Source organism: Ramlibacter sp. AN1015 (genome assembly GCF_037726105.1).
In the GTDB taxonomy this organism is placed as follows: domain Bacteria; phylum Pseudomonadota; class Gammaproteobacteria; order Burkholderiales; family Burkholderiaceae_C; genus Ramlibacter.
Window position 1 is genome coordinate 202,056 of sequence record NZ_JBBJUM010000008.1, and the last position, 12,737, is coordinate 214,792.

The 12,737-nt window shown below is 69.5% G+C and carries 14 protein-coding genes; 2 read left to right on the plus strand and 12 right to left on the minus strand.

Translation table 11 applies throughout. The features are described from left to right. Positions 1 to 132: 132 nt before the first annotated feature. Positions 133 to 888 (plus strand): hypothetical protein, encoded by a 756-nt coding sequence (locus WG922_RS14585; protein ID WP_340283435.1) that lies wholly within the window; start codon positions 133 to 135, stop codon positions 886 to 888. A 44-nt stretch (positions 889 to 932) separates the two neighbouring features. On the opposite strand, the gene WG922_RS14590 is transcribed toward WG922_RS14585, so the two are convergent. The 8 genes from WG922_RS14590 to WG922_RS14625 form a co-directional block, all read right to left on the minus strand. After that, positions 933 to 1,652, minus strand: coding sequence for an alpha/beta fold hydrolase (locus tag WG922_RS14590; RefSeq protein WP_340283436.1), 720 nt, complete (start codon positions 1,650 to 1,652; stop codon positions 933 to 935). Continuing rightward, positions 1,649 to 2,980, minus strand: a complete 1,332-nt coding sequence (locus tag WG922_RS14595; RefSeq protein ID WP_340283437.1) for a tetratricopeptide repeat protein — start codon at positions 2,978 to 2,980, stop codon at positions 1,649 to 1,651. The genes WG922_RS14590 and WG922_RS14595 overlap by 4 nt, the downstream gene beginning before the upstream one ends. A 2-nt stretch (positions 2,981 to 2,982) precedes the next feature. Then, positions 2,983 to 4,386 (minus strand): amidase, encoded by a 1,404-nt coding sequence (locus WG922_RS14600; protein WP_340283439.1) that lies wholly within the window; start codon positions 4,384 to 4,386, stop codon positions 2,983 to 2,985. Between the two features lie 59 nt (positions 4,387 to 4,445). Continuing rightward, the gene (locus WG922_RS14605; RefSeq protein WP_340283441.1) at positions 4,446 to 5,936 is read right to left on the minus strand and encodes an ABC transporter substrate-binding protein; all 1,491 of its coding nucleotides are present in this window, start codon (positions 5,934 to 5,936) and stop codon (positions 4,446 to 4,448) included. Between the two features lie 114 nt (positions 5,937 to 6,050). Then, the gene (locus WG922_RS14610; RefSeq protein WP_340283442.1) at positions 6,051 to 6,875 is read right to left on the minus strand and encodes an ATP-binding cassette domain-containing protein; all 825 of its coding nucleotides are present in this window, start codon (positions 6,873 to 6,875) and stop codon (positions 6,051 to 6,053) included. A 55-nt stretch (positions 6,876 to 6,930) separates the two neighbouring features. Continuing rightward, positions 6,931 to 7,926, minus strand: coding sequence for an ABC transporter ATP-binding protein (locus tag WG922_RS14615; protein WP_340283444.1), 996 nt, complete (start codon positions 7,924 to 7,926; stop codon positions 6,931 to 6,933). Between the two features lies 1 nt (position 7,927). Continuing rightward, a complete protein-coding gene (locus WG922_RS14620) occupies positions 7,928 to 8,854 on the minus strand; it encodes an ABC transporter permease (RefSeq protein WP_340283445.1) in 927 nt (308 codons plus the stop codon). Next, positions 8,851 to 9,801, minus strand: a complete 951-nt coding sequence (locus WG922_RS14625; protein ID WP_340283446.1) for an ABC transporter permease — start codon at positions 9,799 to 9,801, stop codon at positions 8,851 to 8,853. The genes WG922_RS14620 and WG922_RS14625 overlap by 4 nt, the downstream gene beginning before the upstream one ends. A gap of 43 nt (positions 9,802 to 9,844) precedes the next feature. On the opposite strand from WG922_RS14625, the gene WG922_RS14630 reads away from it, so the two are divergent. Further along, positions 9,845 to 10,129, plus strand: coding sequence for a YfhL family 4Fe-4S dicluster ferredoxin (locus WG922_RS14630; RefSeq protein WP_340283447.1), 285 nt, complete (start codon positions 9,845 to 9,847; stop codon positions 10,127 to 10,129). An 80-nt stretch (positions 10,130 to 10,209) separates the two neighbouring features. Here the strand turns inward: WG922_RS14630 and WG922_RS14635 are convergent, their stop codons facing one another. The 4 genes from WG922_RS14635 to WG922_RS14650 form a co-directional block, all read right to left on the minus strand. Further along, positions 10,210 to 10,713 carry a hypothetical protein gene (locus WG922_RS14635; protein WP_340283448.1) on the minus strand — a complete coding sequence of 168 codons (504 nt, stop codon included), beginning with the start codon at positions 10,711 to 10,713 and terminating at the stop codon, positions 10,210 to 10,212. Positions 10,714 to 10,740: 27 nt separating this feature from the next. Continuing rightward, entirely contained in the window at positions 10,741 to 11,184 is a 444-nt protein-coding gene (locus WG922_RS14640) for a hypothetical protein (RefSeq protein ID WP_340283449.1), read from the minus strand. 45 nt (positions 11,185 to 11,229) lie between these two features. After that, positions 11,230 to 11,838, minus strand: coding sequence for an aminoacyl-tRNA hydrolase (pth, locus tag WG922_RS14645; protein WP_340283450.1), 609 nt, complete (start codon positions 11,836 to 11,838; stop codon positions 11,230 to 11,232). A 184-nt stretch (positions 11,839 to 12,022) separates the two neighbouring features. Further along, positions 12,023 to 12,655: a 50S ribosomal protein L25/general stress protein Ctc gene (locus WG922_RS14650; RefSeq protein ID WP_340283451.1), complete on the minus strand. Its 633-nt coding sequence runs from the start codon at positions 12,653 to 12,655 to the stop codon at positions 12,023 to 12,025. Between the last annotated feature and the right edge of the window lie 82 nt (positions 12,656 to 12,737).

The window sequence follows — 12,737 nt, forward strand, 5'->3', positions numbered from 1 at the left end:
TTTACATATCGCTGCACGTCGCAGGCCCCGCCTTCGCATCATCGAGCTTCGTCCGACGGGCTCGTGCTGGCGCAATCACGTGCCGCACGCCCGCCCCACGTCCAACACTCACACACCTGAGAGGAAGACACCATGAAGTTCAAGTACACCGCACTCGTCGTTTCCCTGGGTCTCGCTGCAGGCGTTGCTTCCGCACAAACCGCCACGGGTGGCGCCTCCGCGGGGACTGCGTCCAGCGGCGCGGCCGCCGCGTCCACAAAACCGGAGGGGGCCGGCAGCGGCGCACCCCTGACTGCCGCCCAGGCGCAGTCCGTAGAGAAGCTGGAGCAGGCTGCGAGCCGGCTGCGCGAAGCCGTGCAGGCGATGGAGAACAAACAGGGCACGGAGCGTGAGGCGGCACTCGAGCAGACGCAGCAAGCCCTGGACCAGACGCAGCAGGCCATGCGCGCGCTCCCGGCCGAGATCCGTAATGCGCCGGGCGCGGCGGTGTCCTCTGAGAACTACAGCGAGGCCGTTCGCAAGATGCTCAGCGCCGCCGATTCGCTGCGCTCGTCCATCCAGTCGATGGCACAGCTGCCCGCGGGCGACGCACGCAACGAGGCGATCCGCAAGGCCAACCAGGCGCTGATCGAAACGCATGGCGCCATGGCGCTCGCCTACACGCCGAGCACCGGCGGAACGCAAGCCATGGGTGCCGCAGGGGCCAGTGGCGGCGCGGCCGGCTCCTCGACGACCTTGAGCACGCCTCCGGGCGCCGTGGATACCCCGAGCGCGGCCGGCAGCGCGTCCGGCAGCAGCACCTCGGGTGCTGAGGGCACGCTGGGCTCCGGCGCCAACATGGGTGCAGGCGCGGCCGGTGGCGCCGCCGACAAGGACAAAGCCAAGTAAAGCCTCGCGGAGCAGACCAGAGCGCCCGCGCCCGCCGCGCGCGCTCAGGCGCGGGCCGGAGCCAGGGGCAGTCCGGCCAACCATTCCAGCAGCCCGGCGTTCACCGCGCCGGGCTGTTCCATGGTCAGCATGTGGCCGCAGCGCGCCAGCACCCGCAGGTCGGCGTGCGGAGCCAATGCGGCGATTTCACGCGAGCACTCCACCGGGGTGAGCTGGTCGTCGGCGCCGCACATCACCAGCACCGGACAGCGCACTGCCCGAAGGTGCTCGCGTGCGTCGGGGCGCCGCATCACCGCGCGGTTCTGGCGCGCCAGCTGCTCGCCTCCGGCACGCAGCACGAACCGGAGGTAGGCATCCATCAGTTCCGGGTCCTGCGCGTGCGCGGGATGAAAGGCGAAGTGTGCGTTGGGCGCGATCACCTCCTCGATGCGGCCTTGCTCGAACAGCACCACAGCGTCTTCGCGCAGCCGGCGCATGTCCTCGGATTCGGGTCGCGCCGTGGTGCCGAGCAGCGCCAGGCCTCGGATGCGGCCGGGCGCCTGCCGAGCCGCTTCCATGGCCACCATGCCCCCCATCGAGGCGCCGCACAGCGCGAGCTCTCCCGGGACTTCGCGCAGCAGCGCCGCGGCCATGGCATCGATGCTGTCATGGTGCATGTGCACCTCGCTCACGCGCGGCTGCCATGCGGCGAGCGCGTTGAGCTGGTCACGCCACATGGTGGCGTCGCCGGCGAGGCCGGGCAGCAGCACCAGCGTGGTGGTCATGGCAGCAGGCGGTCGGCCACCCCGGCCAGGCCGAGGCGGTGGTAGAGGGCGTGTGCCTGGCGGCGCAGCCGGACCGATTCGGGCGCTGACAGGCAGCGCTGCTGCAGCAGGTTCTGGGCGCCAGTCAGGCGGCCCGCGCGCAGCAGCGCGTCGAGGTGGATCTGCTCGAACCAGTCGCGCTGTGCATGGCTGCCGCCGATCTCCAGCATGCGCGGCAGGGCCTGGCCGAGCGCCGACGCCGCGGTGGCTGGGTCCCCCTGCGCATGCGCGAGCAGGCCGCGGGCGGCGGGCAAGGCGACATCGCGCCAGACGCCGCCGTGCGCCGCCGCGTGCGTTTCGATGCGATCCATCAGCACGGCGGCCTCGGGCCGTTGTGCGCGGGACAGGCCGTACACATAGTGCAGGTCGAGAAAGGGCAGCACCTGGTCTGCGGTTCGGCCGGCCAGCCATTGCGCGAGTTCGCGCCACCGTTCCTGGCCGACCGTAACGCCGGCGAGTTCGAGCCGCGACAGCAGGGAGATCGCATTGGCCTGGTCTTGCGTGTAGTCCTTGGCGACGCCCCAGATGCGCTGGTCGTAGAGCGCCAGCACCTCGTCTGGCCGGTCCAGCTCCAGCGCGAAGAGGGCCTGGTGCCACCAGTTGTGCGTGACCATGAAGGAGTTCAGTCCGGTCCAGGTGTCGCTGACCTCCGACAGGAATGCGTGGCCTTCGTGCAGGCGCCCCTGCGTGAGCATCACGTGCGCGAGTGCGTGGTGCGCCCAGGGCTCCTTGCGGCGCAGCGCGATGGCGTGCCGGGCGCACGCTTCGGCTTCGCGCAGGGCGTGGCACTGCTCCCAGCCGAAGGCCAGCATGCCGTGCAGGTAGGGCACATCGCCTGCCTGTGGCAGGGCAGAGAGCGCGAGCCGCAGCATGCGCGGCGAATCGCCGCGATTGAAGGCGTGGTACTGCGCAAGCTTGAGCGATGCAAGGTCGCGCGGGTGCAGCTGCACCTGCTCTTCGAGCAGCGCGAGGGCGCGGTCAGTGTCCCCATCGACCCAGGCGCGGAGCGCCGCGATGTAGCGCTGCTCGCGCGTGGTGGCACGCGCGGCGCCGGCCTGCGCCCGCGCCATGAAGGGCCGGGCATTGGCGGGTGCGTCGCGCGACTCGGCGAACATGTGCACGGTGGCGGCGTAGGCCTGCAGCAGCGGGCTCGCGTCGCGCTCGGCCCAGGCGAGCACCTGGGCCGCCCGCGCCTCGCTGGCGATGAACCCCTCGACGAAATCGTCGATGCCGGCCAGAGCCGACGGATCGTCGAGGCTGACCGCGTTGCCCAGGCAATCGCGCGCCATGGTCAGCCTTCGCGCAGCGGCGTGGGCCAGGGGCGCTGGGCTTCGCGCAGGTGCTCCCAGGCCCGCGCGACCTGCAGTACACCGAGGTCGTCGAAGCGCTTGCCGGCGATCTGCAGCCCGATCGGCAGGCCGGCACTCGTGTAAGCGCAGTTGATCGAGGCTGCGGGCTGCTCGGACATGTTGAACGGCACGGTGAAGCCGATGTGTTCGAGCGGGCGCATCGGGTCGTTCGTCGGGGAGGGCAGCTCGGCGTCGAAGGCGGGCACCGGCGAGGTCGGCGAGAGCACGTAGTCGAACGGCGCGCAGGCCGCCACCGCGGCCACCCGCGTGGCGTGGAACTGGCTGAACGCGCGAAAGACCGCTTCGCCGCCCATGCCCGCGGCGCTGCCGGCCCACTGCTGGATGTAGGGCAGCACCTGGGCGCGTGCCTCGGGGGCGAGCGCCTGCAGGTCGATGTGCGAGCGCATGCGCCAGAAGTGGTCCATGCCGTCGAGCATGGCCTGGCTCATGAACGGCTGCATGGGCGTGACGATGGCCCCCGCGCGTTCGAACACCCGCGCGGCATTCTCGATGGCCGCAACGACCTCGGGTTCCGCGGCCAGCCCGCAGCCGGCTTCGAGCAGCAGCCCGATGCGCAAGCCCTTCACGCGCTCGGGTCCTGCGTCGAAATCGCCCCAGGCAATGTCCTGCCAGGGCAGGCTCATGCTGTCGCGGGTGTCGGGCTGGCTGAGCACCTGCATCATCAGCGCCGCGTCGGCCACGCTGCGCGTCATGGGGCCTGCGCAGCGCCCCATGGTGGGCGGATCGATCGGAATGCGCCCGAGACTGGGCTTGAGGGTGAAGATGCCGCACCAGCCCGCGGGCAGGCGCAGCGAACCGCCGATGTCGGTGCCCACGTGCAGCGGCCCGTAGCCTGCGGCGGCGGCGGCCCCGGCGCCTGCGCTGGATCCGCCGGGCGTCTTGCGCAGGTCCCAGGGGTTGCGCGCGAGGGCATGGAAGCTCGACAGCCCGGAGGACAGCATGCCGTAGTCGGGCATGGTGGTCTTGGCCAGCAGCACGCCGCCGGCTTCGCGCAGGCGCGCCGCCGGCGGGGCGTCGGCCGCGGCCGCGGCCAGCGGCACCGCGCGCGTGCCGAGCGGGGAGGGGTCGCCGCGGGTGGCGATGTTGTCCTTGATCGTCAGCGGCACGCCGTCGATGGGACCGAGGGCCTGGCCGTGCAGCCAGCGGGCCTCGCTGGCGCGGGCCTGCGCCAGCGCTTCCTCGGGCCGCGGCAGGTAGAGCGCCTGCAGCTGCGGCTCCCACCGCTCGATGTGCGCCAGCACGGCACGGGTCACTTCGACCGGCGAGAGCGCGCGGTCACGGTAGGCGGCGACCAGCTCGGTCGCCGACAGGTCATGCAGGGTCATGGGTTGGGCAAGCTGCCCCTCCCGCGCAGGAGAGGCAGCCGTGGGTTGTCGTGGCGGGGTCAGGACCAGGAGATGGAGGAGAGGTCGTTCACGAAGATCGGCATGTCCTTCCACAGGCCCTTGATTCCCTTCTGGGCGACGGTGACCCACTGCGGCTGGTAGAGGAAGGCGTGCACGCTGTCCTCCGCCAGCAGGCGCTGGATGTCGGCCAGCAGCTTGGCGCGGTCCTGGGGGCGGGCCGTGTTCTTGTAGCGGTCGTACAGCTCGTTGAACTTGGGCGACTCGTAGTTCCAGTAGTAGCCCGGCTTGCCGAAGTTGCCCAGGTCGAACGGCTCGACGTGGGAAATGATGGTCATGTCGTAGTTCTTGTTGCCGTAGACGTTGGACAGCCACTGCGCCCACTCGACGTTCTGCAGACGCGCGTTGATGCCTACCTTGGACAGCATGGAGGCGATCACTTCGCCGCCCTGGCGGGCGTAGGGCGGCGGCGGCAGCACGATGGTCAGCTCCAGCGGCGTGGTGACCCCGGCTTCCTTGAGCAGGGCGCGAGCGCGGTCGGGGTTGTAGGGGTTCACGCCGGTGGTGTCGATATAGCCCGGCGCGCTGGGCACGTAGTGGCTGCCGATGGGCGCGCCGTAGCCGTCACCCGCGCCCTGGATCACGGCCTTGCGGTCGATGGCCGAGGCGATGGCGCGGCGCACGCGCACGTCGTCCAGCGGTTTCTTCTTGTTGTTCATGGCCAGGATGGTCTTGGCCCGCGATCCCGACACCTGCACCTGGAAGCGCGGGTTGTTCTGCAGCTGCGGCACGCTGCGCGGTGTCACCCGCGCGAACACATCGACGTCGCCGGCCAGCAGCGCGGCCACCTGGGCCGCGGGGTCGGAGATGAAGCGGAAGGTGGCGCGCTCGATCTTTATGTCCTTGGCGTTGCGGTACTGGTCCCACTTGCGCAGGGTGACCGAGGACCCCTTGACCCAGTTTTCCAGCACGTAGGGGCCGGTTCCCACGGGTTTGGTGGCGTTGCTGTCGACGCTCTTGGGCTCGACCATGATGGCCGTCGCCTGCCCCATGAGGAAGAGGAAGTCGGGGTCGAGCTCCTTGTTGACGATGACCAGCGTCTGGTCGTCCACCGCACGCACCGTCTCCATGGCGGCGAAGGTGCGCTTGTCCTTGTTGGTGCTCTTCTCGGCACCCGCGCGCTCGAAGGAGAACTTGGCGGTCTGGGCGTTGAAGGGCTCACCGTTGTGGAACTTCACGCCCTTGCGCAGCTTGAAGGTATAGGTGCGCAGGTCGGGCGAGACCTCCCAGCTTTCGGCCAGCAAGGGTGTGACCGACCCGTCCGGATTGATCTTGGTGAGCGTCTCGTAGACGTTGTAGAGCGTGATCTCGGCGATCGCGGAGGCGGCGCCGGCCGTGGGGTCCAGGCCGGGAGGCTCCAGCGCCATGGCCAGAGTGAGCGTGTTCTTGCGGCCTTGTGCCAGGACGGCGGGCGGCAGGGCGGCGAGGGCCGCCAGGGAAGCCGAGTGCGTGAGCAGGCTGCGTCGTTTCATGGGAAATGCTCCTCTGGGGGTGCGCTGGGTTGCGAGTCGAAAAATGGAATGCTGCACGGCGTGCGCCGCCGGCATCATCGGCCAGGCCGCCGTGCGCGGGCACTAGGTGTTTCCTCATGCCGTCAGGCCCGCACGCGCGGGGGGCGGCTCGGCGCGCGGCACCGCATCGAGCAGGCTGCGGGTGTAGGGGTGCGCGGCCTCGCGAAAGAGCCGCTCGGGTGGCCCCTGCTCCACGATCTGCCCCTGCCAGAGCACGGCGACGTCGTCGCACAGGTGGTGTACGACGGCGAGGTCGTGGCTGATCAGCAGGTAGGTGACGCCGAACTCCGACTGGAGGTCGCGCATCAGGTTGAGCACCTGCGCCTGCACCGAGACGTCCAGCGCACTTACCGGCTCGTCGGCGACGATCAGCCGGGGGCGCGTGATCAGCGCCCGGGCGATGGCGATGCGCTGGCGCTGCCCGCCCGAGAACTCGTGCGGGTACTTGCCCAGGTCGCTGGCGCGCAGGCCCACCGATTCGACCGCTTCGGCCGCGCGACGATTGCGCGTGCGGCGATCGACTTCGCCCTGCGCGGCGAGCGGCTCGGCAACGATGCGCTCGATGGTCTGGCGCGGATCGAGCGAGCCGTACGGATCCTGGAAGACCATCTGGAAGTCTCGGCGGGCCCGGCGCAGCTGCTCGCGCGGCAGCGCATGCAGATCCTGGCCGAGCAGGCGCACCCGTCCGGCGGTGGGGGTGTCCAGGGCCATCACCAGCCGGGCGAGGGTCGATTTGCCCGAACCCGATTCGCCCACCAGGCCGAAGCTGCGGCCCGCTTCGATCGTGAAGCTCACGTCACGCAGGGCGTGCACGCGCGGTGGCGGCGCGAACAGCTTCTCGCGCGGCAGCACGTAGTCCTTGACCAGGTGCTCGACCTGCAGCAGCGGCGGCGCGCTCATCGCGTGTCCTCGGTGTTCCCGTCGGCAACACGGCGTGCTGGTGCCGGACGGCGCGTCATGCGACCGCCTGCGCGCCGCCGGTGGCGGTGACGGCATCGAGCCGGATGCAGCGCACCGCGTGCGCGGGATCGACTTCGACCGGTGGGGGCACGGTGGCGAAGCAGGCGTCTGCGGTATAGCCGCAGCGGCCGGCGAAGGGGCAACCCGGCGGCAGGTCGGCCAGCTCGGGCACGGTGCCGGGGATGGTGGCGAGGCGGCGCCGCTTGTTCGCGAGCAGTCCGGGGCGCGCGCCGAACAGGCCGAGCGTGTAGGGGTGCATGGGGTGAGCGAACAGGCTTGCGGTAGGCCCGTTTTCGACCACGCTGCCGCCGTACATCACCATGGTGCGCGCCACGTTCTGGGCGATGACGCCCAGGTCGTGCGAGATCAGGATGAGACCCATGCCGCGCTCGGCGACCAGGTCGCGGATCAGGTCGAGGATCTGCTTCTGGATGGTGACGTCCAGCGCGGTGGTGGGTTCGTCGGCGATCAGCAGGTCCGGGTCGCAGGCCAGGGCCATCGCGATGGTGATGCGCTGGCGTTGCCCGCCCGAGAACTGGTGCGGATAGGCGCCCGCGCGGCGCGCGGCGTCGGGGATGCCCACGCGTTCCAACAGGCCGACCGCTGCGCGGCGCGCGTCTGCGGCGCTTATGGCGCGGTGCAGGCGCAGGGGCTCGGCCACCTGGCGCGCGATGGTGTGCACGGGGTTCAGGGCCGTCATCGGCTCCTGGAAGATCATGCCGATGCGATCGCCGCGCAGGCGGGCCATGGCGCGGTCGGGCAGGCCGACGAGCTCCTGGCCGCCCAGGCGGATGCTGCCGCTCACGCGTGCGTTCTCGGGCAGCAGGCCCATCAGCGCCATCGCGGTGATGGACTTGCCGCAGCCGGATTCGCCGACCAGCCCGAGGGTGTCGCCGCGCTCCATGGAGAAGCTGATGTCGCGCACGGCGCGCGCCCGACCGCGCTGCGTCTGCAGTTCGATGGAGAGGTTCTCGACGTGCAGCATCGGCATCTCAGCGCTTGCGCGACAGCCTGGGGTCGAGCAGGTCGCGCAGCCCGTCGCCCAGCAGGTTCAGCCCCATCACGGCGAACGCGATGGCAAGCCCGGGGAACACGGCGAGCAGCGGCGCCTGGAACAGCAGCGTCTGCGCTTCGCTGAGCATGCGGCCCCACGAAGGCTGCGGCGGCTGTGTGCCCAGCCCTAGGTAGGAGAGCGCGGCTTCGGCCAGGATCGCGATGGCGAAGCGGATGGTCGCCTGCACGATCAGCACCGAAGCGATGTTGGGCAGCACGTGCTGCAGCGTGATGCTGAACGGGCCCTTGCCGCAGGCCCGCGCAGCCAGCACGAACTCGCGGGACCACACGGCGTTGGCCGAAGCGCGCGTGATGCGCGCGAACGTGGGGATGTTGTAGATGCCGATGGCGATGATGGCGTTGACCATGCCGGGGCCGAACACCGCCGTGAGCATGATGGCCGAGAGGATCGCGGGAAAGGCGAAGCCGAAGTCGGACAGCCGCATGATGCCTTCCTCGACCCAGCCGCGGCACGCGGAGGCGAGCAGCCCCAGCGCGGTGCCGACGACCAGGCCGATGCCGACGGCGATGACGCCGACGACGATGGAGGCGCGCGCACCCACGAGCAGCAGCGAGGCGACGTCGCGGCCGTAGGGGTCGGTCCCCAGCCAGTGGGCGGCGCCGGGCGCAAGCAGCTTGCGGCCCATGTCGATGTCGTAGGGATCGTGCGGCGTCCACACCAGCGACAGCAGGGCCGCGAGCACCAGCAAGGCGGTGAGCACCAGCCCGATGACGAAGCTGGGATGGCGCATGGCGCGGCGCACGAAGCCGCGTCGCGGCGGCTGCGCCACCGGCACCGGCCGGGACACGGCCAGCTGCCCGGCACCGGCGCCCGCGGCCTCGGCGGTGCGGCTCGTCGGCGTCATATGTCGCTCGCCTTCACGCGCGGGTCGATGGCGGCGTAGAGCAGGTCCACCACGAAGTTCACGATGACCACCATCGCGGCCAGCAGCATCACGCAGTTGCGCACCACGATGAGGTCACGGTTGGAGATGGACTGGAAAATGAGGCGGCCGAGACCCGGAAGATAGAAGACGCTCTCGACCACGATGGTGCCGGCGAGCAGCTCGGCAAACTGGAGTCCCATGACGGTGATCACCGGAATCATCGCGTTGCGCAGCACATGCCCCCAGAGCACCGCCGTCTGCGTCGCGCCCTTGGCGCGTGCGGTGCGCACGAAGTCTTCGCGCAGCACCTCCAGCACCGCCGAGCGCGTGATGCGCGCGAGGATGGCCGACTGCACGACCGCCAGCGACAGCGCGGGCAGCATCAGTGCCTGCACGCCGGCCCAGATGCCTTCGCCCCAGCCCGGGAAGCCCCCGGCGGAGAACCACTGCAGGTGCACCGAGAAAAGCAGGATCAGCAGGATGGCGAACCAGAAATTCGGGATGGCGATGCCGACCTGGGTGAGTCCCATCACGCCCACGTCGCCGAGCCGGTTGTGCCGTGCTGCGGCGTAGATGCCCGCGACCAGCGCCAGCAGGACCGTGAGTGCCATGGCCATCAGGGCGAGCGGCACGGTGAGCAGCAGGCGCTCGAGCACCAGTTCACCGACCGGCGAGCTGTAGGCGTAGCTCAGGCCCAGGTCTCCGGTAAGCATCCCGCCGACCCACTGCACATAGCGGGTGAAGGCGGGCTGGTCGAGGCCGAGCTTGCTGGCCAGCGCAGCCACGGCTTCGGGCGATGCATCGGGGCCCATGAGGATCTGCGCCGCGTTTCCCGGCAGGATCTCGAGCACGAGGAACACCACGACCGAGGTGCCAATCAGTGTCGCCAGCAGGGTGATGAAACGCTTGAACAGGAACAGGCTCATGCAGCGCGGGATAATGCCAGAACTCACTTTGGAGCACGCGCGCATGGCCCTCATGATCACTGACGACTGCATCAACTGCGACGTCTGCGAACCCGAGTGCCCCAACGACGCGATCTCGCTCGGACTCGAGATCTACGAGATCGATCCGCACAAGTGCACCGAGTGCGTAGGCCACTTCGACGAGCCGCAGTGCGTGCAGGTGTGCCCCGTGGCCTGCATTCCGGTCAATCCCGCGCACGTCGAGGACCGCGAAACCCTGTGGGCCAAGTACCAGCGCCTGGTGGGTGCCGCGCGAGCGGCCGCGTCACCGCCCGGCAGCGCTGCGTGAGGGGCGGCTGAGCCGCAGCGGCCGCCCTGTGGCTGTTTGAATGGCCGCCGACCGGACAGACGCATGTCGCTGCGCGGCGCTCATTCGAGCTTGCGGTCTTCCTGCTTGGCCTTCTGCATGGCTTCGGGTTCGAGCTCCTCGGCCGAGCGGTTCAGGTGAATGAAGAGGCCCCAGGCGGCCAGCAGCACGCCTGACGACAACAGCAGCGAAGACGCATACACGAGCCGCGCCATGTCTTCGCGCACGGCCTTGAACGTGGCGACCAGGCCCTCGACAGCCAGCGCAACCACGACGACCACAAAGAACCGCGACAGGAACCGGCGCACCCGGGTCGGGCCGCTGATGTGCATGCCGCGGATGATTTCTTCTTCGGCGATGGTCTGCGAGATCTGCAGTGCCACCACCGCGGCAGCAAGCAGTCCCACGGCCTCGATGATCTCCTGCGCGGTGTCCTTGCCCAGCCCCGTGGAGACCGCCGTCCAGGCGACGCGCGTGGCGATCGTGATGAGCACCAGCGAGCCGGCAGCGAACAGCAGGGCAATCAAGCCGTGTACCAGGGGGAAGATCCGCATGAGGAGCCGCATGCCCCATGCTAGCCCGGCCAGCCGAGTTCAGGGGCGTGCTTGGTGCCTGTTGGCAGGGCGGGTAGCTCCACGCGGCTTGGCGGGTTCTCGCGCGACGAACAGCGGGGACTCAGGTTTTTCGTCGAGATCGAGTTCGTCCCATCCGTCGGTAGAGTTGCCCGGGGCGTGTGCCGCACGCTTCGAGCGCTTCGCGCCCTTCGCGCGTTGGCGATCGGCCTCGGTCTCCTGGCGCAGGCGGGCAGCGGCCAGCTCGTCGGCAAGTCGCGCGTCGCGCCGCAGGACGTGGTCGGCTTGCCTTTGCTGTGCCGGCGTGCGCGGGTCGTCGGCCTGGATGGCCTGCGCGCCGGGACACGGATGCGTGCCGTAGCTGTCGCCGCAGCGGTAGATGGCCTGGGCATGGGCCGATCCCATCAGCACGGTGGCCAGGGTGATGGTGGTGAAGGCGATAGCGCCTGGACCTGCTTTCTTCATTCTTCTTCCTCCCTCTCGTTGTCGTTCTGTCTGTGCCGGACGCCTTCAGCTGCCTTCGGGCCGTGGCGGCTTGGGCCGAGGTGGCTTGTGCGTGTGCACGAGCAGCGTGGCCTTGTCCATCTCTCCGGCGAGCAGCGCGGGTACAGCGTGCAGCGTGCGGGCGATGCAGGCCTGCATCGCTTCGCGCTGCTCGGGTGCGGGCTTGCGCAGCACCCAATCGACCACCTCGGACTTGACGCCCGGGTGCCCGATCCCCAGCCGCAGGCGCCAGTAGTCCCCGGTGCCGAGCTGGGCGTTGATGTCGCGCAGGCCGTTGTGGCCGCCGTGGCCGCCGCCGAACTTGAGCTTGGCCTGGCCGGGCACGACGTCGAGTTCGTCGTGCACCACCAGGATCTCCTGCGGTGCGATCTTGAAGAAGCGTGCCAGTGCCGAGACCGAGCGACCTGAGAGGTTCATGAAGGTCTGCGGCTCGAGCAGCCATACCGGCTGCCCGTGCACGCTGCCGCGGGCCACCAGGCCGTGATAGCTGCGATCGGACGTGAGGTGGAGCTTGAGCTCGCGCGCGAGCGCATCGACCCACCAGAAGCCGGCGTTGTGGCGAGTGGCCTCGTACTCGGGGCCTGGATTGCCGAGACCGACGAACAGCTTGATCATGGGGCGCTATTAGAGAGCAAAGGGACTGCGTTCCACGCGCCGCAGCGTCGAGTCTGGCAAAGGCGCGGCACGTGCAGGGCAAGAAAAAGGCCCGCATCGCGGGCCTGTGGGCGAGCCCGGCTGCGGGCTGCTGGGGAAGGGCGCCTCCCTTTCGGTGGCCTGTTTCCCCGGGAAGGCGCGGGGCTTACTTCTTGCCCTTGCCCTTCTTGGGTTCCGGGGCAGCCGGAGCGGCCTCTGCGGGAGCTGCTTCCTCGGCGGCCTGGGCCACCACGGAGACCAGCACCGGGTTTTTCTTGCCACCCTTGGCGACGGCAGTCACGCCCTTGGGCAGCTTGATGTCGGCGAGGTGCAGCGACATGCCCTTCTTCAGGCCCGAGAGATCCACCTCGATGAACTCCGGCAGGTCGCCCGGCAAGCAGGTGATCTCGAGTTCGGAGATGACGTGGTTCACCACGCAGTGTTCGAGCTTGACGGCGTCGGATTCCTCGGCCTTGACGTAGTGCACCGGCACCTTGTTGGACAGGCGGGTGCGAGCATCGACGCGCTGGAAATCGACGTGCTGCACAAGCTGCTTGAAAGGGTGGTACTGCACGTCGCGCAGCAGCACCTTGGTGCTCTGGCCGTTCAGCTCCATGTCGAGGATGGACGAGTGGAAGGCTTCCTTCTTGAGGGCGTGCCACAGCGCATTGTGATCGAGCTCGATCAGCTGCGGCTGGCCTTCTCCCCCATAGACGATGCCGGGCGTCTTGCCGGTGTTGCGCAGACGGCGGCTCGCACCCGTTCCCTGCTTGGCGCGCTCGAAAGCGACGAAGTTCATGTTGGCTCCTTGGGCAGCGGTTCCCCGCTGCGTGCGCGTCGAGCAGCCATGTTCGCTGCGTCTACGCGGTGCAGCGGTCTCC